Genomic DNA, 22175 nt, shown 5'->3' on the forward strand with positions numbered 1-22175 from the left:
CCAGCTCCCACAATTGGATCCTGGTGTATCTGAGAGAGATTGGTTGGTTGTCAGGTCGCCTTCGCTGGCAAGCCAGCTCCCACAATTGGATCCTGGTGTATCTGAGAGAGATTGGTTGGTTGTCAGGCCGCTTTCGCTGGCAAGCCAGCTCCCACAATTTGAACTGTGTGCATCAGCAGGGGATGGGTTGGATGTCAGACCGCCTTCGCTGGCAGGCCAGCTCCCACAATTGGATCCTGGCGTATCTGAGAGAGATTGGTTGGTTGTCAGGCCGCTTTCGCTGGCAGGCCAGCTCCCACAATTGGATCCTGGTGTATCTGAGAGAGATTGGTCGGCTCGTAGGCCGCCATCGCTGGCAGGCCAGCTCCCACAGAAGAGCAAAAGCAAAGTTGCGTACACCCGCCCCCGCTCTTCACCACTCAACAGGCCGAGCGTTAGCTCGCCTGCAGCTTTTGATCTTGATCCACCCGCCCCGTCGGGAGGCTGAGTGGAGGTGTTCATCCGGGGGGTAGGCGCGCAGCGCCGTTCGACGAAGTCGAACGCATCGAGAGGAGGTCGAAGCGAAGCCGACCGGAGGCGATGCCCCCGGATGGACACCGGAGCGAAGGAACGCCGAGCCTAAGCGAGGGGCCGGACGCTGGGGCAAGCGTTTTTGGTTACTTTTAAGGCGTTTGTTAAAAGTGACTCGCCGTAAGGGCGAAACCATAAGCCGCCGTTACCGAAGCAATGGATATGTACACAACCCACCAGGAACATGGTCGGCCCAGAGGCCGCCAAGACCAAAAAGCCGATCAACAAGCTCGATAATAACTATGCGCAAGGGTGTTTTTTCATCACCAGGCTCCAGCTCTAAAGTGGACACATCTTCTCCCCCACCCCCTGGAGCAACACCATGAAAAACATCATCAGCCTGGGTTTCACCCTTACCCTGCTCGGCGCCACATCCGCCATCGCCGCGCCACACACCACTTCACCACAGATTGCCGTGAGCAAAGCCGCCCAACCGGCAATAGTAAATGTGAACACCGTCGGCAAAGACCAACCAGCAAAACTCTACGTCGCAGAAAACCGTCCCGAGTTCGGTTCGAAGTATCAGCGCTATTGATCCACGGTTTTGTACCGCGCCGAAATGACAAACCCCGCCAATCGCGGGGTTTGTCATATATCTGAGCTTTTATTGCACCAATCGCTGCGCCAGGGCCTTGGCCTGACTCGCCACATCGGTCACCGCCGTGCTTTCCCACCAAATACCACGCAACGGCGGCCCCATGGCAAACAGACGACTGGCAGCCTGGCCATTGGCATCAACCACCGCGCCGTCAACCTCTGCAGCGATACCCAGCGCCAATGGCCCCGGCCGCACCAGTCCCCGGGCCAGCAATTGCCTGGGCAGCGGACGCGCGACCCGGCGCCAGTCATATTCGATACCGCTGGAGTTGATCAACGCTGCACCATGAACCACGGTGGTCTGCGTCTCACCACGACGTCGAATGCGAATACCGACGCCGTCATTCGTCGAAGGCTCAAGCCCCTGGAAGGATGCCGCCTGAATGCGCAACCGCCCTTCCCGGTGCAAGCGCTCCACCAGTTCTGCGCTCAACGGTGGCGAGCGATGATGATGGCTTTCCCACCACGGCCGCACATGCCGCACGAATTGCCGGCGCTGCACGTCCGTCGCCTGGTGCCACAAGCGGCCGATATGTACGCGCACGGTGTCCAGCGGTGCCTGCCAGTCAATGCCCTGGGCGATGGCGTCCCGGCAGTGCCGGCGCAGTTCGCGCAGCAGTTGCCGGGGCGTACGGATGCGGTGATCTTCGGCGAGAAAATCCACCCAGACCGGTGGCTGACGGCGCACATGGGGTAGCAGGCCATGTCGGGAGAACACTTCGATCGGCCCGCGATGCCCGGCCTGTTCCAGCGACACCACGGCATCGACCATGGTCAGGCCCGAGCCGATGATCAACACCGTCGACTGCGGGTCGAGTCGCGCCATGGCGGCCACGTCCCAAGGATCCAGGCCGGCAGCATTCAAGCCGCTGGATTGGGTCTGTGGCGTGCGCGCTGCGGCAAACATCCCCGTGGCCAGCACCGCAAAAGCGCCCTGCATGTGTCGACCGTCGCTCAAGGTCAATCGCACCTTGTCCGGATCGACCTGCAGGTCCACCACTTCAGCTTGTACATGCTCAACGCTCGAGCCGTTTGAGGCGCCCAGCGCTTGCGCCTGTGCCAGACGCTGTTGTGCGTACAGGCCGAAAATGCCCCGGGGCGGGAACAATTCGCTGATCGGCACCTGTTGCTGGTCCGATTCCGGCCAGCCGCCGGCGGCAATGTATTCGGTTAGCCATTGAGTCAGGTCGTCGGCGTTGTCCGGGTCGACGCTCATGCGCGCCGCATTGCCGTTGAGCGTATGTCCCAGCTCCACCGCACTGTAGGCCTCGCCCCGACCAAGTTCACCACGGGGTTCGATCACCAGGACCTTGCGCTTGCCTGGCTGGCGCAACAGCTGCGCCGCCAGCATCGCGCCGCTGAGGCCACCGCCGACAATCAGAATGTCGGCTTCATTATTCAGGGTCTGGCTCATCGTGCACTTCCTGTTCAGATCACCACATTACGCACAAAACGCGCCGCCACCGGTCCGTCGTTGCGATAACAGTGGGGCTGGTTACTGGCAAACATGAAAAATTCGCCTGCGGCAATGTTATTGGCCATATCGCCAAGCATCACCGTCAGGCATCCCTCAAATACATATATCTGTTCGCTCCAGCCATCGGCGTCCGGTTCCGACGGATAAACCTCGCCCGGTTGCAGGCACCACTCCCACTGTTCCACTTCACGGCTGGCCGTGGCTTTGGAGAGCAGCACGGCCTTGCTGCCGGCAATCTTGCCGGTCCAGGCCAGCTCGTTGATACGACTGGGATCCCGGGCGTCCGGGGCCTGGATCAGGTCGCTGAAGGCAACATCCAGCGCTTGCGCGACACGATCGAGGGTAGTCAGGCTGACGTTCTTTTCGCCGGCTTCGATGGCCACCAGCATGCGCCGGCTAACCCCGGACAGTTCAGCCAGGGCACTCTGGCTCATATCGGCGGCGTGACGCAAACGGCGCACGTTCTGGCTGACGTGCTGAAGGACCGAAGCCCGTTGGGAAGAATCTTTGTGCACTATATTGCTCACTGGCTGGGGTTGGGCAGTATACTGCGCAACATTCGACGCATTGTGCGTCGCCCTTTTGTAGCGTGCAAGGTCATGACGTCGGCGAACTCCCCCCAGGCTTCCTCCCGTTTCACCAGTTTCAGCAAGGCCGAATGGGTGCTGGTGCTGATTACCATGGTCTGGGGCGGCACCTTCCTGCTGGTCCAGCACGCGATGACCGTCAGCGGCCCGATGTTTTTCGTCGGCCTGCGCTTTGCCGCTGCCGCCAGCATCGTCGCCCTGTTTTCCTGGCGGCACCTGAGGGGACTGACCCTGTTCGAGCTCAAGGCCGGATCATTTATCGGCGTGGCGATCATGCTCGGCTATGGCTTGCAGACGGTGGGGTTACAGAGCATTCCCAGCAGTCAGTCAGCGTTCATAACCGCCCTCTATGTGCCCTTCGTGCCGTTGCTGCAATGGCTGGTGCTGGGCCGCCGTCCGGGGCTGATGCCCAGCATCGGCATCATGCTGGCCTTTACCGGGTTGATGCTGTTGTCCGGGCCGTCCGGTGCTTCGTTCAATTTCAGTCCCGGTGAAATCGCCACCCTGATCAGCGCCGTGGCGATTGCCGCGGAGATCATTCTGATCAGCACCTATGCCGGGCAAGTGGATGTGCGCCGGGTAACGGTGGTGCAACTGGCGGTCACTTCGATCCTGTCATTCCTGATGGTGGTGCCGACCCACGAGGCGATTCCGGACTTCTCCTGGTTGCTGCTGTGCAGCGCCTTGGGGCTGGGAGCGGCGAGCGCGGCGATCCAGGTGGCGATGAACTGGGCACAGAAGAGCGTCTCGCCGACCCGGGCGACCCTCATCTACGCTGGCGAGCCGGTGTGGGCCGGGATTGTCGGGCGCATTGCCGGGGAGCGCCTGCCGGCTATAGCCCTGGTGGGGGCCGGGTTGATTGTGGCAGCGGTGATTGTCAGTGAGTTGAAGACCAAGGGTAAGGCTCGCCCTATGGAAGAAGGGCTAGAACGCGAAATCCAGGGTTAAGCCACTTGAATTTGCGTCGCCTCTGCAGACCCCATCGCGAGCAGGCGCGCTCCCATAGTGTCTCTGGCTGTACGTAGCAATTATGTTCACCTGCAGACTTGTGGGAGCGAGCCTGCTCGCGATGGGGCAGCCCCCGCTGTAATCATCCCCCTGAAACAAAGTTGGACAAGGCTTTTCCGTCTATCTTGTAGGATTCTGCGACAGCTTCGCATTTGGTGATCCGCGAACTGGCACGTATGATGCTTCACAAACTTCCGCAGATTAGAAGCCTATGTCCCTGATAGTTCTACTGCTTCTGCCATTCATTGGCAGCTGTTTGGCGGCCGTGTTGCCGCACAACGCCCGCAATGCCGAGTCCCTGTTGGCAGGCCTGGTCGCCTTGATCGGCACAGTCCAGGTCGCCCTGCTGTACCCGCAGATCGCCCATGGCGGCGTCATTCGCGAAGAATTCTTCTGGTTGCCCAGCCTCGGGCTGAACTTCGTCCTGCGCATGGACGGCTTTGCCTGGCTGTTTTCCATACTGGTGCTGGGCATCGGCACGCTGGTGTCGCTGTACGCCCGCTACTACATGTCGCCGGACGATCCGGTGCCGCGCTTCTTCGCGTTTTTCCTGGCGTTCATGGGGGCCATGCTCGGCCTGGTGATCTCCGGCAACCTCATCCAGATCGTGTTTTTCTGGGAACTGACCAGCCTCTTCTCATTCCTGTTGATCGGCTACTGGCACCACCGCGCCGATGCCCGCCGTGGCGCCTACATGGCGCTGATGGTGACTGGCGCGGGCGGCTTGTGCCTGCTGGCGGGGGTCATGCTGCTCGGCCATGTGGTCGGCAGCTATGACCTGGACAAGGTCCTGGCCGCCGGCGAGCTGATTCGTGCCCATGCCCTTTACCCCATCCTCCTGCCCCTGATCCTGATCGGCGCCCTGAGCAAAAGCGCGCAATTCCCCTTCCACTTCTGGCTGCCCCACGCCATGGCCGCGCCGACACCGGTCTCGGCGTATCTGCACTCGGCGACCATGGTCAAGGCCGGGGTATTCCTGCTCGCACGGCTTTGGCCGTCGCTTTCCGGCAGTGAAGAATGGTTCTACATCGTCAGCGGCGCCGGCGCCTGCACCCTGCTGCTCGGCGCTTACTGCGCGATGTTCCAGAACGACCTCAAGGGCCTGCTGGCCTATTCGACCATCAGCCACCTGGGCCTGATCACCCTGCTACTCGGCCTGAACAGCCCCCTGGCCGCCGTGGCCGCGGTGTTCCACATCCTCAACCACGCCACCTTCAAGGCCTCGCTGTTCATGGCCGCCGGGATCATCGACCACGAAAGCGGCACCCGCGACATCCGCAAGCTCAGCGGCCTGATCAAGCTGATTCCGTACACCGCGACCCTGGCCATGGTCGCCAGTGCCTCGATGGCCGGCGTGCCGCTGCTCAACGGCTTCCTCTCCAAAGAGATGTTCTTCGCCGAAACCGTGTTCATCAACGCCACGGCCTGGGTTGAACTGACACTGCCGATCGTCGCCACCATCGCCGGCACGTTCAGCGTCGCTTACTCCCTGCGTTTTACCGTGGATGTGTTCTTCGGCCCGCCTGCCACCGACCTGCCCCACACGCCCCACGAGCCGCCGCGGTGGATGCGTGCTCCGGTAGAATTGCTGGTGTTCACCTGCCTGCTGGTGGGTATTTTCCCGGCCCAGATGGTCGGCCCGCTGCTCGCCGCCGCGGCACAACCGGTGGTTGGCGGTACATTGCCAGCGTACAGCCTGGCGATCTGGCACGGCTTGAACGCACCGATGATCATGAGCCTGATTGCCCTGTCCTGCGGCACCCTGCTCTACCTGCTATTGCGCAATCAGCTCAAGCGCGGGCGCATCACCCGTCCGCCGCTTATTGGCCGGTTTGACGGCAAGCGCCTGTTCGAGTGCGGCCTGGTCATCAAGATGCGCATGGCTCGCCGCCTGGACCAACTGCTCGGCACCCGGCGCCTGCAAGCGCAGTTGTTCCTGATGGTGCTGGCCGCCGTGCTGGCCGGCTTGATCCCGATGTTGCACAGCAGCCTGAGCTGGGGTGAACGGCCGAAGATCCCCGGGTCGATCGTGTTCGTCACCCTGTGGCTGCTGGCCATCGCCTGCGCCCTTGGCGCTGCGTATCAGGCCAAGTACCACCGACTCGCCGCCCTGACCATGGTCAGCGTCTGCGGCCTGATGACCTGCGTCACGTTCGTCTGGTTCTCGGCGCCGGACCTGGCGCTGACGCAACTGGCCGTCGAAGTGGTGACCACGGTACTGATCCTCCTGGGTCTGCGCTGGCTGCCGCGACGGATCGAAGAAGTCTCGCCGTTGCCGGGCAGCCTGCGCCGGGCGCGGGTACGGCGTATTCGCGACTTGCTGTTGTCGACCTCGGTCGGCGTCGGCATGGCTCTGCTGGCCTACGCCATGCTGACCCGCCAGACCCCAAACGACATTTCCTCGTTCTACCTGAGCCGCGCCTTGCCCGAGGGCGGTGGCAGCAACGTGGTCAACGTGATGCTGGTGGATTTCCGCGGCTTCGACACCCTCGGTGAAATCACCGTGCTGGTGGCCGTGGCGCTGACCGTGTACGCCCTGCTGCGCCGCTTCCGGCCACCGAAAGAGAGCCTGCAACTGCCGGCCCAGCAGCGTTTGCTGGCACCGGACGTGGTCACAGATCTGGTCAACCCGCGTCACGCCAGCGACACCGCACTCGGTTTCATGATGGTGCCGGCGGTGCTGGTGCGCCTGCTGCTGCCGGTGGCCCTGGTGGTGTCGTTCTACCTGTTCATGCGCGGGCACAATCAGCCCGGCGGCGGATTCGTCGCGGGGCTGGTGATGTCGGTGGCGTTCATCCTGCAGTACATGGTGGCCGGCACCCAGTGGGTCGAGGCGCAAATGAGCCTGCGTCCGCTGCGCTGGATGGGCACCGGACTGCTGTTCGCGACGATGACCGGGCTGGGCGCAATGGCGGTCGGATATCCGTTCCTGACCACCCATACCTGGCATTTCGACCTGCCGCTGCTGGGCGACATTCACCTGGCCAGCGCACTGTTCTTCGATGTCGGCGTATACGCAGTGGTGGTCGGTTCGACCCTGTTGATCCTCACCGCCCTCGCCCACCAATCGGTACGGGGTCACAAAACCGCTGCCCAGCCTAAAACCGCTGCAGCCAAGGGAGCCGTCTGATGGAAGAAGTCATCGCAATCGCCATCGGCGTACTGGCCGCGTCCGGCGTCTGGCTGATCCTGCGGCCTCGGACGTTCCAGGTGGTCATGGGCCTGTGCCTGCTGTCCTATGGCGTCAATCTGTTCATCTTCAGCATGGGCAGCCTGTTCATTGGCAAGGAGCCGATCATCAAGGACGGTGTGCCTCAGGACCTGTTGCATTACACCGATCCGTTGCCACAGGCGCTGGTCCTGACCGCGATCGTCATCAGCTTCGCCATGACCGCACTGTTCCTGGTGGTGCTGCTCGCGTCCCGGGGCCTGACCGGCACCGACCACGTGGATGGCCGGGAGCCCAAGGAATGATGGCGATGACTCACCTGATCGTCGCACCGATCCTGCTGCCGCTGTTGACCGCGGCGATCATGCTGATGCTCGGCGAAAAACACCGCCCGCTGAAGGCGAAAATCAACCTGCTCTCCAGCCTGCTCGGGCTGGGCATTGCCGTGGCACTGTTGCAATGGACGCAAACTACCGGCGTACCCGGTTCGATCGGCGTCTACCTGCCGAGCAACTGGCAGGTGCCATTCGGCCTGGTGCTGGTGGTCGATCGCCTGTCGGCACTGATGCTGGTGCTGACCGGAATCATCGGTGTCAGCGCGTTGCTGTTCGCCATGGCCCGCTGGGACAGCGCAGGTTCGAGCTTCCATGCCTTGTTCCAGATCCAGTTGATGGGCCTGTACGGCGCCTTCCTCACAGCGGATCTGTTCAACCTGTTCGTGTTCTTCGAAGTGCTGCTGGCCGCGTCCTACGGGCTGATGCTGCACGGCTCGGGGCGGGCACGGGTGTCGTCGGGGCTGCATTACATCTCGATCAACCTGCTGGCCTCGTCGCTGTTCCTGATTGGCGCGGCGTTGATCTACGGGGTCACCGGCACCCTGAACATGGCCGACCTGGCGCTGAAGATCCCGCTGGTATCGGACGCCGACCGCGGCTTGCTGCATGCCGGTGCGGGCATTCTCGCGGTGGCGTTCCTGGCCAAGGCCGGAATGTGGCCGCTGAACTTCTGGCTGGTGCCGGCCTACTCTGCGGCGAGCGCACCGGTGGCGGCGATGTTCGCGATCATGACCAAGGTCGGCATCTATACCTTGCTGCGCCTGTGGACCCTGCTGTTCTCTGCCCAGGCCGGCGCGTCGGCGTTTTTTGGTGGTGACTGGCTGATCTACGGCGGCATGGCCACTATCGTCTGCGCGGCCATCGCCATTCTCGCCGCACAACGCCTGGAGCGCATGGCCAGCCTGAGCATTCTGGTATCGGCGGGGATCTTGCTGTCGGCCATCGGTTTCGCCCAGCCGAACCTGATTGGCGCCGCGCTGTTTTATCTGGTCAGCTCGACCCTGGCATTGAGCGCGCTGTTTTTGCTCGCCGAGCTGATCGAGCGCTCGCGCTCGGCCAACGAAATCCAACTGGAGGACGAAGCCGGACTGCTGCCGCGCCCCCTGGAGTCCCTGCATCCACCCAAAGGCATCAACCTCGACGACGATCAAAAAGTAGTGGTCGGCCAGGTGATTCCCTGGACCATGGCGTTTCTCGGCCTGGGTTTCATTGCCTGCGCCTTGCTGATCATCGGCATGCCGCCACTCTCCGGTTTCATCGGCAAGCTCGGGCTGCTCAACGCCCTGCTCAATCCACTGGGGCTGGGCGATAGCGGCAACACACCGATATCGAACGCCGCATGGGCTCTGCTGGTCCTGTTGATTGTGTCGGGGCTGGCGTCGTTGATCGCCTTCTCGCGCCTGGGCATCCAGCGCTTCTGGACCCCCGCGGAACGTCCATCGCCGCTGCTGCGGCGTCTGGAGTGCGTGCCGATATTCGCCCTGCTGGGCCTGAGCATTGCGCTGACCTTCAAGGCCGAGCCGCTGTTGCGCTTCACCCAGGCCGCTGCCGATGCCTTGAACAACCCGCAGCAATACGTCAATGCCGTGCTCGATACCCGGGTGGTACCGAACCCGACAGCCCCGGCTGCGATGCTGGAGGTACAACCATGAAGCGCCTGTTCCCTGCGCCATGGCTGTCGCTATCCCTATGGCTGCTGTGGTTGCTGCTGAACCTGTCGATGAGCCCGGGTAACCTGCTGCTGGGCGCGGCGCTGGGTTTCTGTGCACCCCTGATGATGCGCAGGCTGCGTCCGTCCCATGTGCGCATTCGCCGGCCAGGGGTGATCCTGCGCCTGATCCTGGTGGTCGGTCGCGATGTGCTGGTGTCCAATCTCGCCGTGGCCTGGAACGTGCTCAATGCGGGTCGTCGCCCACCGCGCTCACGCTTCATCAAGGTGCCACTGGACCTGCGTGATGCCAACGGGCTGGCTGCACTGTCGATGATCACCACGGTGGTGCCCGGCACGATCTGGTCGGAGTTGGCCCTGGACCGAAGCATCCTGCTGCTGCACGTTTTCGACCTGGACGACGAGGCGCTGTTCATCCAGCACTTCAAGGCGACCTATGAACGCCCGTTGATGGAGATCTTCGAATGAGCCCATTGCTGTCGAACGCGATCCTGCTGAGCCTGTTTGTGTTTTCCCTGGCGATGATTCTGACCCTGATCCGCCTGTTCAAGGGGCCGTCTGCCCAGGACCGGGTGCTGGCCCTGGACTACCTGTACATCGTCGCCATGCTGATGATGCTGACACTGGGCATTCGCTACGCCAGTGACACCTACTTCGAGGCGGCGCTGCTGATTGCGCTGTTCGGTTTTGTCGGCTCGTTCGCCCTGGCGAAATTCCTCCTGCGTGGCGAGGTGATCGAATGAACGCACAACTGTCTTTATGGGTGGAAATCCCGGTGGCGATCCTGTTGGTCTGCGGCAGCCTGTTCGCGCTGATCGGTGCCATCGGCCTGCTGCGCATGAAGGATTACTTCCAGCGCATGCACCCGCCGGCACTGGCCTCGACACTGGGAGCCTGGAGCGTGGCGCTGGCCTCGATCATCTACTTTTCGGCGCTCAAGTCCGGGCCGGTGCTGCACGCCTGGCTGATCCCTATCCTGCTGGCGATTACCGTGCCCGTGACTACTTTGCTGCTGGCCCGGGCGGCGCTGTTTCGCAAGCGCATGGCCGGGGATGATGTGCCGGCCGAGGTATCCAGTCGGCGCACAGAGAGCGGGAGCTGATCAGGAGTTCTTGTGGAGCAAGGAATGGCCCCTTCGCGAGCAAACCCGCTCCCACAGGAAATCTTCAGCAAGCTTAAAACTTGTGTACGACAGCGATCACCTGTGGGAGCGGGCTTGCTCGCGAAGGGGCCAGCCAGTCAAACCCAGGCAACCACCAGCAACCCCGCCCCCAGCATCACACACAACGGCGAGTACACCCAGGTATCCAGCCAGGCGAACCGCGAGCCTTTGACCTCCTTGAAAAACCCCACCAGTTCCGAATCGCCGATGGCCCGGGCGAACAGTAAAAGTGCAACGGCGCTGATCAGCCACTGCAGCCACCCGTGATTCACTTGTGGCAGGCACAAGCCGACCCGCAAGCACACCAGCAGAGCAATCAACAGCAACGCGCCAGCCACCAGCAGCGTGATCCAGCCTCGCGGCTTGAAGGCCGGGCGCAGTTGTTTACTGCCCTCCTCCGGCACCTGCGGGACTGCCGCCACCGCCGCCCACTCGCCACCCAGCGCCCAATACACATGCACCAGGCTGATCACTGCAAAGATCGCCACCAGCCACCGCGCTAACATCAAGGTCATGAATGCGAATCCTGGAAGGAGAATGCCCAGACATAGAGCACGTAATCATTCGAGATCGGCAGCAACTTTATCCGCCACGTCCTTGGGCACCCAGGCCTGCCAGACATCCGGGTGTGCCCTCATGAACGCTTGCGCGGCCTGACGCGGCGCAGTGTGTTTCTCGCTCATCTCGGCCAGGGCCTTGTTCAACGGCTCGATCGGAAAATCAACCTTGGAGAAGAACTCGGCGATTTGCGGGTATTGTTTCTGGAACGGGGTGGACACACCGATGGACAGCTTGGAAGCCAGTGAACGAGTCGGTTGCGGGTTGGGGTTATCGGCGTCGGTCAGGGTCTTCCAGGCCTCGGCATCGAACGGTGGCTCCTCCAGTTGGACCAGCTTGAAGCGGCCGAGCAACGGCGTGGGTGACCAATAATAGAAGAGCACCGGCTTGCCACGCCGAATCGACGAACTGATTTCCGCATCCAGCGCCGCGCCCGAACCACTGCGGAAGTTCACATAGCTGTCTTCCAGACCGTAGGCCTTGAGCTTCTGTTTGTTGACCACTTCCGACGTCCAGCCGATCGGGCTGTTGAGAAAACGTCCCTTGTCCGGAGCTTCCGGGTCACTAAACACGTTCTTGTAGCGCGGAAGGTCGCTGACACTGCGCAGGTCCGGTGCCATTGGCTTGATGCCTTTGGCCGGATCGCCCTTGATCACATACTCCGGTACCCACCAGCCCTCGGTGGCGCCCTTGACCGTGTCGCCCAGACTGACGACCTTGCCGTCGGCCTCCGCCTTGACCCAGACCGGACTGCGCCCGGCCCATTCTTCACCAATGACCTGGATATCGTTGTTGGCCAGTGCGGTTTCCAGGGTAATGGTGGTACCCGGCAAGGTATCGGTCGGCAGCCCGTAGCCCTTCTCGACAATGATGCGCAGGACATCGGTAATCAGGCTGCCGCTTTCCCAGTTCAGATCGGCAAAGTGGATCGGCGCCTGGGCGGCGGACACCGGGACCGGGCTTGCCAGCAGCCCGATAGTGGCCAGCACCGCAGCCAGCAACCGTCGAAATCCGTTCATGCTTTTGCACCTCGTGCTGTTCACAGCAATAGCAGGATGGCCTGGCAGAAGACCGCAAAGCCTCAAAATACTCAGTCAATTGACTGTAGTAGAGGATCCTGCTTTCGAGGGGCGTGATTCAATTTTCGGAAATTTCCTGCAAACGCATCAGCTCTTTCCTGACCATGCTGGCGTACTCCGCCGGTCGCAACAGGTAAATCTGTGAAGCCACCCAGCTCAGCCAGGCTCCCTGCAGAACGGCCCGCTGCTCAAACAGCCGCAGTGCTTCGCTTTGCGCGCCGGCCAGGTTCCGTGCGTGGAAATCGGCGCGGGACAGCGTCATTACTCGCTGGCCTTGAAGGTCACCAGTTCGCCCTTGCGCCATTTGGCTGCCTTGGCAGTCACGGCCTTCAGGGTCTTGGTCAGGTTTTCCTGCAATTGTTGATTCGCGGCGAATACCGTCACCACGTTGTGCCCTTCCTTGAACACGATCGCCTCACCGTCGGCAGTGGTCACGAAAGCGTAATCGCCCAGACCGTAGACCGTGAGTTTGATGTCGCGGAACCGGATCTCCAGCTTGCCGCCTTCGCGACTCGGTAGCACCGAGGCGCTGAAATGATCGCCGACCTTGAGTTTGAGTCCCGGTTTGTCGTCCACCACCAGGGCTGAATCGGTGTCGATTTCGGCAATGTAGATGCCTTCAGCGTTCTGTTCGGTGATGTAAACGAAACGTGACTGAAATTGTTTAACCAGCTTTGCGCGCAGATCGCCCAGCACGAACAAAGCATGCATATCGAGATTACTTACTGCCAAGGAAACATCCCCACATCTGTTAATGGTGCCGCACGCAGGAAAAGCGCGCGGCCAAAAAAGCGGCAATGCCGAAGGTGAAGCCAAAGAACCCGGGTTGATACCTGAATGAGCAGTGCACTCATTTATCACGAGTCTGAGAGACTACTGGAGCGTCACTCGCATCGTCCTGACAGGCGTTCGACAAAGGTTGAAGGAAAACGCCTATTTACGGTCAGAAAAATCCGGACTATCAACATCAAGGAAAAAACCTAAAAAGAAAAGCACATTTCCTACATATCGCTAGCAAAAAATTGCTTTAGATAACCATCTGTCACCCACCAGCGGCGGCAATTCTAGAGCAGCGATGCTGTTGCAGACTACCCAAAACGACGTAAACACTTCGGTAAACATTGAAAAGGACTTCATATGTGCACGCTGACACACTTCGCCCAACCCTTTGCTACCCTCCCGCCGACGCCGTCGAATGCCTGTCCGGCACAGCTGCGCAGCCCTGAACGGCCTGACGAGGTCGTGGCAGGGGCTCGTTTCCAGGTGGTTCTGGCGGGCAATGCCTTCTTCCACATCAGGGAAATTTCCACGGGCTGCGTAAGAGGTTTCCGAGCCAGCCATAACGAAGCCTGTGCTCTGGCCCGCTCTTTCGAATCACGAATATGATTGGCCAACAGTACCGTTTCGTCAGCCCGGCGACTTAACTCAGCCGCCAGCGGGCAACTACTGCCATACTGCCGGCCCAATCAAACACGTCTCCGACCGCTGGGATGTGTTGAATACAATAATATATTTTCAAGGGAAGGCTGCTACGTGACGGAATTTGATATCGGCGAGTTTTTTATCCGGGGCGAAGCCAGAGAGCTCGACGGTGAATTTCAGGCAGTGATTGTCATGCGCGCCAAGCCACCGCTCAAGACCGTGACCTACCATCAGGTCGAAAAGGATCGCTGGTTCAAGACCCCGGATGTCGCCGCCATTGCCGCGCAGGAATCGGCCAAGGCCCTCAAAGCCGCCGTCGATGCAGGAGCATTGAAAGCCTGACGGTCAAGTTAGCGTCTATGCTCTGCTCTAAGTTTTGGCATCAGGATCGAACTCCGCCAGCGCGGCTTCCTCAGATGCAGTGAAGCCGCGCTTTCATACCGATTGCGACTGACCAACTGCAAGGAGATGAAGATGGAATCACCGACCCACGACTTGAAAGGCCTGTTCGACCAGCTAGGCCTGGACTCCAATCAGAAAGCTATCGACGATTTCATTGCCAGTCATTCCCCGCTCCCCGACGACAAGAAACTTATCGATGCCGACTTCTGGACACCGCAACAAGCCGGTTTCCTGAAAGAACAACTACGTGAAGACGCTGACTGGGCGCGGGTGGTCGATGACCTCAACCTGCGCATGCATCAGACACACTGACGTCACTCAATGCAGGCTGTCCGGCTTGCCGGCGTCCAATCTCGCCAGCCAGGCAGCCTTGCACTCCTCTGCTTCATCGCGACTGGAGAACGCCGTACCCCGGCGCTCGCCGTTGAGCAATACCACCCAGCAGACGCTGCGCCCCAACGTGCGCAGGGTGGCAGGCACACCGCTGCCAATCATGACTGCGACATCAACTTTGCATTGCATACTGACCGTCCAAACTTCATTAGCAACCTAACTATGTAGGCATGTTAATAAGTTTTCCGTGGAGGAAACAGCCATGCCTTGCACAGCTGTGTTGCAAAGCGAGTAACAATTACCCTGCCGACGCATTTTCCGGCTTGTAGCCCAGACGCAACCCGCCCCAGTGGCGACCGTTGAGCATGATCGGTACCGAAAGATCGTGCATCAGCTCACCGGTGTCACGGGTATAGGTTTGCAACAGCACGGCCTTCTGATGGCTGCCGCAGCGAATCCCGGTGCGGTCGGCGAACTTGCGCTTGGTGCGATTGTGTACGGCATCAACTTGCGCATCGCCGGTCAATGGCTGGCTGAACGCACGATTATGGGTGGGCACATAACCCTGCTGAGTACAGGCGATGGCGAACACCAGCCCTTCATGGCGCGACAACAGGGGTTCCTGTATGCCTGGCAGCACTTGATCGGTATATCGATCGAAGCGTGTCTGGAATTTTGCCGGGCTGGTATTGGCGATCGCCTGGTAGGTGCGATCGAACAGGTCGTCCAGGCTGATGCAGCCTGCCTCGACGTCCGCTTCAAAACGCGCTGCGATCTGTGCCGCACCTTCCTGGGCGAGGTCGTAAACGCGCTGGTGATAGTCATCAAGACCCACCTCTGCAAGGCGTTCGCTGATGGTTTCGGCCTGGCCTTCCATTTGCACCGCTGCTTCGGCGAGGCGCCGGGTCTGTTGATCGCTGATCGCCAGGTCGCCGCGCATCTGCTCGATGGCCAGGAACAGGCTGTCGAATTGTTCACGGTTGGTCTGCGCACCTTGGGCGATTTCCCCTACCTGACTTTCGACACTGGCCGTCAGACGGGCAATGTTGTCCAGATGCTGGCCGGTAATCTCTATCTGGCCGACTCCGCTGACCAGGTCGCTGGATAGTTGCCGGATCTGCTCCACCACTTGCGCGGTGCGCTGCCGTATATCGGCCACCATCTCCCCGACTTCGCCGGTGGCAGTCGCCGTGCGCGCAGCGAGACCGCGGACTTCATCGGCCACCACAGCAAAGCCGCGGCCGTGTTCCCCGGCACGCGCCGCCTCAATCGCAGCGTTCAACGCCAGCAGGTTGGTCTGACTGGCGATGGATTGAATGACCAGGGTCACGCGCTGGATATCGTCGCTGCGCAGGCTCAAGGCCTCAATCAGCTCGCGGCTGCTATTGGCGCGCTGGCTGAGCTGTTGCATCTGCGCGATGGATTCAATCAGCTCCGCACGCCCGGCCACAGCGCTCTCATGACTCTCGCTGGCGGCACTCAGGGCCTGACGACTATGGGACGAGGTGGCTTGTTCGGTGGCAATCAGCACCTGCGCGTTGCTGACAACCTGCGCAGCGGCCCCGAGCTGTGATTGCACCCTGGCTGCCAGTTGGCGAACGGAAAAGGCAACCCCGGCGGCGGATAGCGCGTTGTGGCTAGTGGTGCAGGAGAGATCACGCGTCAGGGCACCGATGGCGTCAGCGTCATCGGCAGGAGCGGCCTCGGCAGTGCTGCGCGAGCGCAGTCGCGGCAGCCAGATAATCAGCACGGCCAGTGGCAGGCCAAGGTAAAGCGACCAGCCACTGACCGTCATGCCGCCCAACAACAGTATCAGGGCGATGCTTTGCAGTGTTGGAGTCAGCCAGCGGTTCTTCGGCAAAAGCACTGGTGCAGGCACTGCTGCAACCAGAGATCCTTCTCTCGTCATCTTCATCACCCCGGATAGCTTCTAATTGTTGTACCCGCAGTTAACGCCACTACATAGCCATTATCCATGGTCCATTAGTAGGGGGGTTGGGGCGGGTCAGCAGAAGTACCGGGATTTTGTAAAAACGGCGAAAAGCAAAGGCAGCCAGATGATCACTGGCTGCCTCGCAGAATCAGGCCTGACGCTGGTGCTTGTCGATTTGCTCGTGACGTTCCTGAGCTTCGATGCAGTACTTGGTGGTCGGGCTGATCAGCAAGCGCTTGAGGCCGATCGCCTCGCCGCTGTCGTCGCACCAGCCAAAGCTGTCTTCTTTGATGCGTTCCAGCGCTTGTTCCAACTGAGGCAGCATGCGCTGGTCGCGATCGATCGCGTTTACCAGCCAGGTGCGCTCTTCTTCGACCGAAGCCGCGTCAGCCGGGTCAGCCGGGGTGTCCAGACTCTCGATGGCGATACGGTTCTGCTCGATGCGCTCATGGGTTTCGACTTTCATGTTCTGCAACAGCTCGGAGAAAAAAGCATGTTGCTCGGAGTTCATGTAGTCGTCCGCCGGCATGGCCAGCAACTTGTCCTTTGTCATTGATATCTCTATAAAAAAACGTGCATTAAGGCGAATAAGGGAGCGTTCCGGCAGACCTGGGCAGGCCATCGGAAAGGCGCCATTTTTTCCAAGCGCCACCCGGCACTCAATTTACGAGGGGCGGCAGTCTAAGGCCGACTTGAGGCATCAGCAACTGAAAAGACAGCGAATTTGTCCGACAAGGCCCTGAAAATGCTCTGCGGCAGGCTTCAGGCCGTTAATCGGATTGCGTTTATAGCAAGAAATTCAATCGCGCGGCTGTATATAGAAGACAAACGGCCTCTCCTGCAGCGGCACCATCGAGGATTTCCCCGGGAACCTGCGCGGGTGGACGCCTTTTGCAGCCCGGCAAATCAACCGGGGTTTACCCATCGTTTTGACGACCGTGAGACGTTGATGGATAGGCCTGACATCAAAAGCCAAAACGCCGCTTCTGCCTATGGCAGAAGCGGCAGGGGCATGTGCCTCAGGATATTAATGCATGAACAGGGCGATCAGGATGATGATCGGGATTGGCACGCCGAGAAAAAACAGTAGTAATGAGCGCATGGTATTTCTCCTGAATTAACGTGGGGTGGTCACGTAGGTGTCGGTTTCCAGATAAACCACCGCATCGCGACGACGACCGCCTAAGGTAGCGGCAAGGCTGGCGAAGAACGCGCCAATCAACAAGGCAACGAACATCCACAAGGTGGTCCAGGCGGCGACCTTGGCGGCGGTGTCGGCGGCTTGCTGCGCGGCCAGTTTGGCGTCGACCACGGCTTTTTGGGTGCGGGCATAGACTTCGTCGACTCGACGCTCGGCATCGGCCTGGGTCAGGTTGGTCCGCTGTGCAACCATTTGTGCCAGGTAGGTCCGGTCCTCGGCGGCCAGTTGACCGTCATTGCCCAGGTTGCGCACAAAGATGCGGGTTACGGTGCCGCGGGCAGCGTCATCACTGACGGCGGCCGGGCGATCATCGCGAAACAGACTGTCGACGAAGTAGCCGTATTGATCACTGTCAGTATTGCCGGCGGCAGTCCCCATGGCTTGAGTCGCGGTGCTCGCTGCGCCGCCGACAACATTGGCACCGGCCTGTACACCGCCACTGACAATGCTGCTGACCGAACCGGCCACCAGAGTTGCAGTCACCAGAGTGGCTACGCACCAGGCGAGAAAACCATGGGCCGTATCACGGAAATAAACTTCATCGCCATGCATGTACGCCCACTTCACCCGCAGCCGCCCGGCAATGTACCCACCGAGTCCCGATGCAACGATTTGCGTGAAGGCCAGCCAGACGATGGTGGAGATCCCCAGACCCTTGGCACTCACGCCTTCGTGGGCCCAAGGCGACACTGCCGAAAAGCCCAGGCCGAAGCCGAGCAGAACCAGAATCAGCGACAACGCCGCCGCAGCGGCCGCCCCGGCGAAAATCGCCCCCCAGGACACGCCGCTAAGCGTGCTGGATTCATCTACCCCAGGGTAGAAACCATCAGAGGATCTATTCATCGTTGTATCGCTCCAGGCATGAAAGAAAGTGTTACAACTCTTCGATCAAGGAATTGCAGCCACCGTGCCAGTCGCTCTCTTGGAATAAATCCTTAAAATTCAAAAACTTAAAAAATTTGAACTAACCAGGCCCTTGCAAATTGCAAGGAACGGTTATGTTGAACGGGTTTTATGCATTGTTCATTTGCGCTTATAGCTTTTAGTACCGCCAGGAGTCAGGCAGTACACCCCGCCCCGGGGGCCCGTGCAGAATGAACCCGTGCCACATGTGCAACCTTCACCATCACCAACAAAGGCTTGGGGACGGGCCTGGCTTTTATTGCCGAACATCGCTGAACAACTCTTTTTGGAGCCACTTATCGAGCCGTCATTACAAAGGAACAGGTCACCATCGCAGCGATCAATCCCACCCTTTTTACCGGAGCATGGGGTATTACCGGCCCAGGCCGGTGAGCTCAAGACACTGAGCAACAACAAACTTGCCGGCAACCAGCCGCGACGGAACAAAGTGCGCACAATGAAATTTCCCACCTGAAGTCATGGCCTAATGATATCAATCCACCCAGGCGGCGCCACACCAACATGAAAGTTAATTTATTAAGCGAGAGGAAATTCTTGGCAAAATGCTCGCAACTTCGTATCAAACCGATTATCAGGCCAACCCTATGACCCGCATCCTGACCATTGAAGACGACGCCGTGACCGCCCGGGAAATTGTCGCTGAACTGAGCAACCATGGCCTGGACGTGGACTGGGTCGACAATGGCCGTGAGGGTCTTGAGCGCGCAGTCAGCGGTGACTATGACCTGATCACCCTCGATCGCATGTTGCCGGAACTCGATGGCCTGGCGATCGTCACCACCCTGCGGACCATGGGCGTGGCCACGCCTATTCTAATGATCAGCGCCCTTTCCGACGTCGATGAGCGGGTCCGCGGTTTGCGCGCAGGTGGCGACGATTACCTGACCAAACCCTTCGCCACCGATGAAATGGCCGCCCGGGTCGAAGTCCTGCTGCGTCGGCAAAACACCGTGACCGCCCAGGCCACCACGTTGCGCGTGGCCGATCTGGAACTGAACCTGATCAGCCACGAAGCCAGCCGCGACGGCCAGTTGCTGACGCTGCTGCCCACTGAATACAAGCTGCTGGAATTCCTGATGCGCAACAGCGGGCAGATCCTGTCGCGAATGATGATTTTCGAAGAGGTCTGGGGTTACCACTTCGATCCCGGCACCAACCTGATCGATGTCCACATCGGCCGCCTGCGCAAGAAGATTGACCCACCTGGCAATGCCCCGTTGATTCGGACCGTGAGAGGCTCGGGTTATGTCATTGCCGAACCCGTCTAAAGGCTGGCGCTCCTCCAGCAGCCGCCTGCTGGCGCTCTACAGTTCACTGTTCGTGATCTGGAGCGCGAGCCTCATGGGGGTGATGTACTACGAGGTATCGAGCTATCTGGACAACCTGGCCAAACATTCGCTGATGCAACGCCAGCATCTGTTTTCGCATTTCTCCGGCGAACAACTGGCGGACGCCCTCGCCGTCAGCATGACGTTCGATATTCGCGGCGTCGATGCCTACGGTTTGTTCGATGCCGAGCTCCGCTACCTCAATGGCGCCCTGCGCCACATCCCCTACGGCCTGCCGCTGGACGGCAAGATCCACATGCTCAGCGATTGTGCCGGTTCCGACGATCCGACCCTGCCCGCCGACAGCTGCGACGCGGTGGCGACCCAAACCCGGGACGGCCGCTGGCTGGTGCTGGTGCGCGACAACGGCTCGCTGTTCGCCGTAACCCGGATAATCCTGCATGCCCTGTTCTGGGGTGCGACCCTGACCATAATCCCCGGCATCATTGGCTGGCATTTGCTGCGCCGGCGTCCGCTGCAACGCATACGCGCGATTCAGGCCAGCGCCGAAGCCATAGTCGCCGGCGACCTGACGCGGCGCTTGCCGCTGTCCAACCGGCGCGACGAACTGGACATGCTCGCCGCCATCGTCAACGCCATGCTCGAACGTATCGAGCGCCTGATGCACGAGGTCAAGGGGGTGTGCGACAACATCGCCCACGACCTGCGCACACCCCTGACCCGCCTGCGTGCGCAGCTCTACCGCATGCAACAACAGGCCGGTGAAGGTTCCAAAGAGGCGGCACAGCTGGATCTGGTACTCGGCGAGGCCGACACGCTGATGGCGCGCTTTCGGGGATTACTGCGGATTTCCGAACTCGAAGACCGTCAGCGCCGTTCCGGCTTCGTGCAGCTCGACCCGACACCGCTGCTGCAGGAACTGCATGACTTCTATTTACCCCTGGCAGAAGACGATGGCCTGGTTTTCCAATTGCAGCTGCCGGGGACTTTGCCACCACTTAATGGCGACCGCGCCCTGCTGTTTGAAGCAGTGGCGAATCTGTTGAGCAACTCGATCAAATTCACCCCACCCGGGGGCCAGGTGATTCTGCGCGGGACAGACGCGGGCGGCCACACGAAAATCGAAGTGCTCGACTCCGGGCCCGGCATTCCCGAGGCCGAACGCGAAGCGGTGTTCCAGCGTTTCTACCGCGCTGAAGCGGGCAATCTCAAAAGCGGATTCGGCCTGGGGCTGTCGATCGTCGCAGCCATTGTCAGCCTGCATGGATTTACCCTGGAGGTAGGTAGCAGTGAGCTGGGGGGGGCGCGGTTGGTGCTTGATTGTCGGCAGCGGCTGATTCCTCAGGCCTGATCTTAATGACGACCAAGCCCCCTGTGGCGGGCGATTTTTTTGTGGCTAGGGGGGGCTTGTGTGGCGAGGGGGCTCGCCCGCAGGGTCAATGCTCTCCCGATCAATCAGGTTCAGATGGCCATACTGTCGACGACGCCACCGTCGACCCGCAAGGCAGCACCAGTGGTGGCCGACGACAACGGCGAAGCGATGTACGCCACCAGGTTCGCCACTTCCTCGACATTGGCCACGCGCTGGATGATCGAAGTCGGCCGAGCGTTGCGTACGAAGTCATCGGCTTCCTCCTGAACACTGCGGCCCGACCTGGCAATGGCATCCTTGAGCATCAGTTCCACTCCGTCGGTCAACGTCGGACCGGGCAGGATCGCATTGACCGTCACCCCGGTGCCCGCCAGCCGCTTGGCCAATCCATGGGAAACGGCGAGGTTGGCGCTTTTGGTCACGCCATAATTGAGCATGTCGGCCGGAATGGCGATCCCGGATTCCGAAGACAGGAAAATTACCCGTCCCCAGCCCTGCTTGACCATGTCCGGCACGTAATGCCGCGACAGGCGCACACCGGAGATCACGTTGACCTCATAGAAGCGCGCCCACTCACTGTCGGGCGTCTCAAAGAAATCCACCGCGTTGTAGATCCCCAGATTGTTCACCAGGATGTCGGCCCGGGGTTCGGCGGCGAACAGTTTGTCGGCGCCTTCTGCCGTGCCCAGGTCCGCGGTCAGACCACGCGACTGTGCACCGGGCACTTGCTGGCGAATGCTCGCCAGAGCCTGTTCGACCTTGGCCGTGTCGCGACCGATCACCACCACGGTAGCGCCGGATTCGGCCAGCGCCTTGCTGATACCCAAGCCAATGCCCGCCGTGCTGCCGCTGACGATCGCCAGTTTCCCGCTCAAATCAATTTTCATACGTCACCACCCCTCAATGTAGGAACTGCCAAAGGCTGCGAACTTTTGACCCGGCAACGCGGCTCGACCGCAAACCTGCTTCACCTCGCCCGTCAGTTGACGTAAAGCCGCAGGAATCCTCTGCGCTCGGCGGACCAGCTCGAAGGTCTGCGCCAGCGTAGTCTGGATATCGACTTGGTCAACTGCGTGCCGATGACGCGA

The 22175-nt window shown here is 60.5% G+C and carries 26 protein-coding genes; 14 read left to right on the top strand and 12 right to left on the bottom strand.

Annotation, left to right across the window (positions count from 1 at the left end; all coding sequences use genetic code 11):
- Positions 1 to 892 precede the first annotated feature (892 nt).
- Entirely contained in the window at positions 893 to 1105 is a 213-nt protein-coding gene (locus KW839_RS02805) for a hypothetical protein (protein ID WP_060543738.1), read from the top strand.
- Positions 1106 to 1174: 69 nt separating this feature from the next.
- On the opposite strand, the gene KW839_RS02810 is transcribed toward KW839_RS02805, so the two are convergent.
- Both KW839_RS02810 and KW839_RS02815 read right to left on the bottom strand, forming a co-directional pair.
- Positions 1175 to 2581, bottom strand: a complete 1407-nt coding sequence (locus KW839_RS02810; RefSeq protein ID WP_218423337.1) for an FAD/NAD(P)-binding protein — start codon at positions 2579 to 2581, stop codon at positions 1175 to 1177.
- A 14-nt stretch (positions 2582 to 2595) separates the two neighbouring features.
- The gene (locus tag KW839_RS02815; RefSeq protein WP_218423338.1) at positions 2596 to 3159 is read right to left on the bottom strand and encodes an XRE family transcriptional regulator; all 564 of its coding nucleotides are present in this window, start codon (positions 3157 to 3159) and stop codon (positions 2596 to 2598) included.
- Here KW839_RS02815 and KW839_RS02820 point away from each other — a divergent pair.
- The 7 genes from KW839_RS02820 (at position 3154) to KW839_RS02850 (ending at position 10514) form a co-directional block, all read left to right on the top strand.
- The gene (locus KW839_RS02820) at positions 3154 to 4179 is read left to right on the top strand and encodes a DMT family transporter (protein WP_218423339.1); all 1026 of its coding nucleotides are present in this window, start codon (positions 3154 to 3156) and stop codon (positions 4177 to 4179) included. The two genes, KW839_RS02815 and KW839_RS02820, sit on opposite strands and share 6 nt — an antisense overlap.
- A 271-nt stretch (positions 4180 to 4450) precedes the next feature.
- Complete coding sequence (locus KW839_RS02825) at positions 4451 to 7369, top strand: monovalent cation/H+ antiporter subunit A (protein WP_218423340.1); 2919 nt, start codon at positions 4451 to 4453, stop codon at positions 7367 to 7369.
- Positions 7369 to 7713, top strand: a complete 345-nt coding sequence (locus tag KW839_RS02830; RefSeq protein ID WP_007986256.1) for a Na+/H+ antiporter subunit C — start codon at positions 7369 to 7371, stop codon at positions 7711 to 7713. The genes KW839_RS02825 and KW839_RS02830 overlap by 1 nt, the downstream gene beginning before the upstream one ends.
- Complete coding sequence (locus KW839_RS02835; protein ID WP_218423341.1) at positions 7710 to 9395, top strand: monovalent cation/H+ antiporter subunit D; 1686 nt, start codon at positions 7710 to 7712, stop codon at positions 9393 to 9395. Before KW839_RS02830 ends, KW839_RS02835 begins: the two co-directional genes overlap by 4 nt.
- On the top strand, positions 9392 to 9880 hold the full coding sequence (locus KW839_RS02840; RefSeq protein ID WP_060543744.1) for a Na+/H+ antiporter subunit E: 489 nt from the start codon (positions 9392 to 9394) through the stop codon (positions 9878 to 9880). The genes KW839_RS02835 and KW839_RS02840 overlap by 4 nt, the downstream gene beginning before the upstream one ends.
- Positions 9877 to 10155 carry a K+/H+ antiporter subunit F gene (locus KW839_RS02845; protein ID WP_060543745.1) on the top strand — a complete coding sequence of 93 codons (279 nt, stop codon included), beginning with the start codon at positions 9877 to 9879 and terminating at the stop codon, positions 10153 to 10155. Before KW839_RS02840 ends, KW839_RS02845 begins: the two co-directional genes overlap by 4 nt.
- Positions 10152 to 10514, top strand: a complete 363-nt coding sequence (locus KW839_RS02850; protein WP_060543746.1) for a Na+/H+ antiporter subunit G — start codon at positions 10152 to 10154, stop codon at positions 10512 to 10514. The genes KW839_RS02845 and KW839_RS02850 overlap by 4 nt, the downstream gene beginning before the upstream one ends.
- A 137-nt stretch (positions 10515 to 10651) precedes the next feature.
- Here KW839_RS02850 and KW839_RS02855 read toward each other — a convergent pair whose 3' ends face one another.
- The 4 genes from KW839_RS02855 to KW839_RS02870 all read right to left on the bottom strand — a co-directional run bounded on the left by KW839_RS02855 (position 10652) and on the right by KW839_RS02870 (position 12943).
- Complete coding sequence (locus tag KW839_RS02855; RefSeq protein WP_060543747.1) at positions 10652 to 11089, bottom strand: DUF3995 domain-containing protein; 438 nt, start codon at positions 11087 to 11089, stop codon at positions 10652 to 10654.
- Positions 11090 to 11134: 45 nt separating this feature from the next.
- Complete coding sequence (locus KW839_RS02860; RefSeq protein WP_218423342.1) at positions 11135 to 12151, bottom strand: ABC transporter substrate-binding protein; 1017 nt, start codon at positions 12149 to 12151, stop codon at positions 11135 to 11137.
- A 118-nt stretch (positions 12152 to 12269) separates the two neighbouring features.
- Positions 12270 to 12473 carry a hypothetical protein gene (locus KW839_RS02865; RefSeq protein WP_060543749.1) on the bottom strand — a complete coding sequence of 68 codons (204 nt, stop codon included), beginning with the start codon at positions 12471 to 12473 and terminating at the stop codon, positions 12270 to 12272.
- Positions 12473 to 12943, bottom strand: a complete 471-nt coding sequence (locus tag KW839_RS02870) for a hypothetical protein (protein WP_371318035.1) — start codon at positions 12941 to 12943, stop codon at positions 12473 to 12475. The genes KW839_RS02865 and KW839_RS02870 overlap by 1 nt, the downstream gene beginning before the upstream one ends.
- Before the next feature lie 405 nt (positions 12944 to 13348).
- On the opposite strand from KW839_RS02870, the gene KW839_RS27500 reads away from it, so the two are divergent.
- From KW839_RS27500 to KW839_RS02880, 3 genes are all read left to right on the top strand, one after another.
- Positions 13349 to 13597, top strand: a complete 249-nt coding sequence (locus KW839_RS27500) for a hypothetical protein (RefSeq protein WP_082457628.1) — start codon at positions 13349 to 13351, stop codon at positions 13595 to 13597.
- 147 nt (positions 13598 to 13744) lie between these two features.
- The gene (locus KW839_RS02875; RefSeq protein ID WP_060543751.1) at positions 13745 to 13975 is read left to right on the top strand and encodes a hypothetical protein; all 231 of its coding nucleotides are present in this window, start codon (positions 13745 to 13747) and stop codon (positions 13973 to 13975) included.
- A 132-nt stretch (positions 13976 to 14107) separates the two neighbouring features.
- Positions 14108 to 14347 carry a DUF2789 domain-containing protein gene (locus tag KW839_RS02880; protein ID WP_060543752.1) on the top strand — a complete coding sequence of 80 codons (240 nt, stop codon included), beginning with the start codon at positions 14108 to 14110 and terminating at the stop codon, positions 14345 to 14347.
- Between the two features lie 6 nt (positions 14348 to 14353).
- Here the strand turns inward: KW839_RS02880 and KW839_RS02885 are convergent, their stop codons facing one another.
- From KW839_RS02885 to KW839_RS02895, 3 genes are all read right to left on the bottom strand, one after another.
- Positions 14354 to 14557 carry a hypothetical protein gene (locus KW839_RS02885; RefSeq protein WP_218423343.1) on the bottom strand — a complete coding sequence of 68 codons (204 nt, stop codon included), beginning with the start codon at positions 14555 to 14557 and terminating at the stop codon, positions 14354 to 14356.
- Positions 14558 to 14666: 109 nt separating this feature from the next.
- Positions 14667 to 16283 carry a methyl-accepting chemotaxis protein gene (locus KW839_RS02890; protein WP_371318036.1) on the bottom strand — a complete coding sequence of 539 codons (1617 nt, stop codon included), beginning with the start codon at positions 16281 to 16283 and terminating at the stop codon, positions 14667 to 14669.
- Between the two features lie 166 nt (positions 16284 to 16449).
- Entirely contained in the window at positions 16450 to 16854 is a 405-nt protein-coding gene (locus KW839_RS02895; RefSeq protein WP_060543754.1) for a TraR/DksA family transcriptional regulator, read from the bottom strand.
- 171 nt (positions 16855 to 17025) lie between these two features.
- Here KW839_RS02895 and KW839_RS02900 point away from each other — a divergent pair, with 171 nt between their 5' ends.
- On the top strand, positions 17026 to 17391 hold the full coding sequence (locus KW839_RS02900) for a hypothetical protein (protein WP_218423345.1): 366 nt from the start codon (positions 17026 to 17028) through the stop codon (positions 17389 to 17391).
- Between the two features lie 27 nt (positions 17392 to 17418).
- Here the strand turns inward: KW839_RS02900 and KW839_RS02905 are convergent, their stop codons facing one another.
- The gene (locus KW839_RS02905; RefSeq protein WP_218423346.1) at positions 17419 to 18345 is read right to left on the bottom strand and encodes a hypothetical protein; all 927 of its coding nucleotides are present in this window, start codon (positions 18343 to 18345) and stop codon (positions 17419 to 17421) included.
- A gap of 180 nt (positions 18346 to 18525) precedes the next feature.
- Positions 18526 to 18861 (bottom strand): hypothetical protein, encoded by a 336-nt coding sequence (locus KW839_RS27505; protein WP_371318044.1) that lies wholly within the window; start codon positions 18859 to 18861, stop codon positions 18526 to 18528.
- Positions 18862 to 19010: 149 nt separating this feature from the next.
- Here KW839_RS27505 and KW839_RS02910 point away from each other — a divergent pair, with 149 nt between their 5' ends.
- Both KW839_RS02910 and KW839_RS02915 read left to right on the top strand, forming a co-directional pair.
- Positions 19011 to 19694, top strand: coding sequence for a response regulator transcription factor (locus KW839_RS02910; RefSeq protein WP_060543871.1), 684 nt, complete (start codon positions 19011 to 19013; stop codon positions 19692 to 19694).
- A complete protein-coding gene (locus KW839_RS02915) occupies positions 19672 to 21066 on the top strand; it encodes a HAMP domain-containing sensor histidine kinase (RefSeq protein ID WP_218423347.1) in 1395 nt (464 codons plus the stop codon). The genes KW839_RS02910 and KW839_RS02915 overlap by 23 nt, the downstream gene beginning before the upstream one ends.
- A 110-nt stretch (positions 21067 to 21176) precedes the next feature.
- Here the strand turns inward: KW839_RS02915 and KW839_RS02920 are convergent, their stop codons facing one another.
- Complete coding sequence (locus KW839_RS02920; protein WP_218423348.1) at positions 21177 to 21974, bottom strand: SDR family NAD(P)-dependent oxidoreductase; 798 nt, start codon at positions 21972 to 21974, stop codon at positions 21177 to 21179.
- Positions 21975 to 22175: the final 201 nt, after the last annotated feature.

Source organism: Pseudomonas sp. PDM31 (assembly GCF_019218965.1).
Lineage (GTDB): Bacteria > Pseudomonadota > Gammaproteobacteria > Pseudomonadales > Pseudomonadaceae > Aquipseudomonas.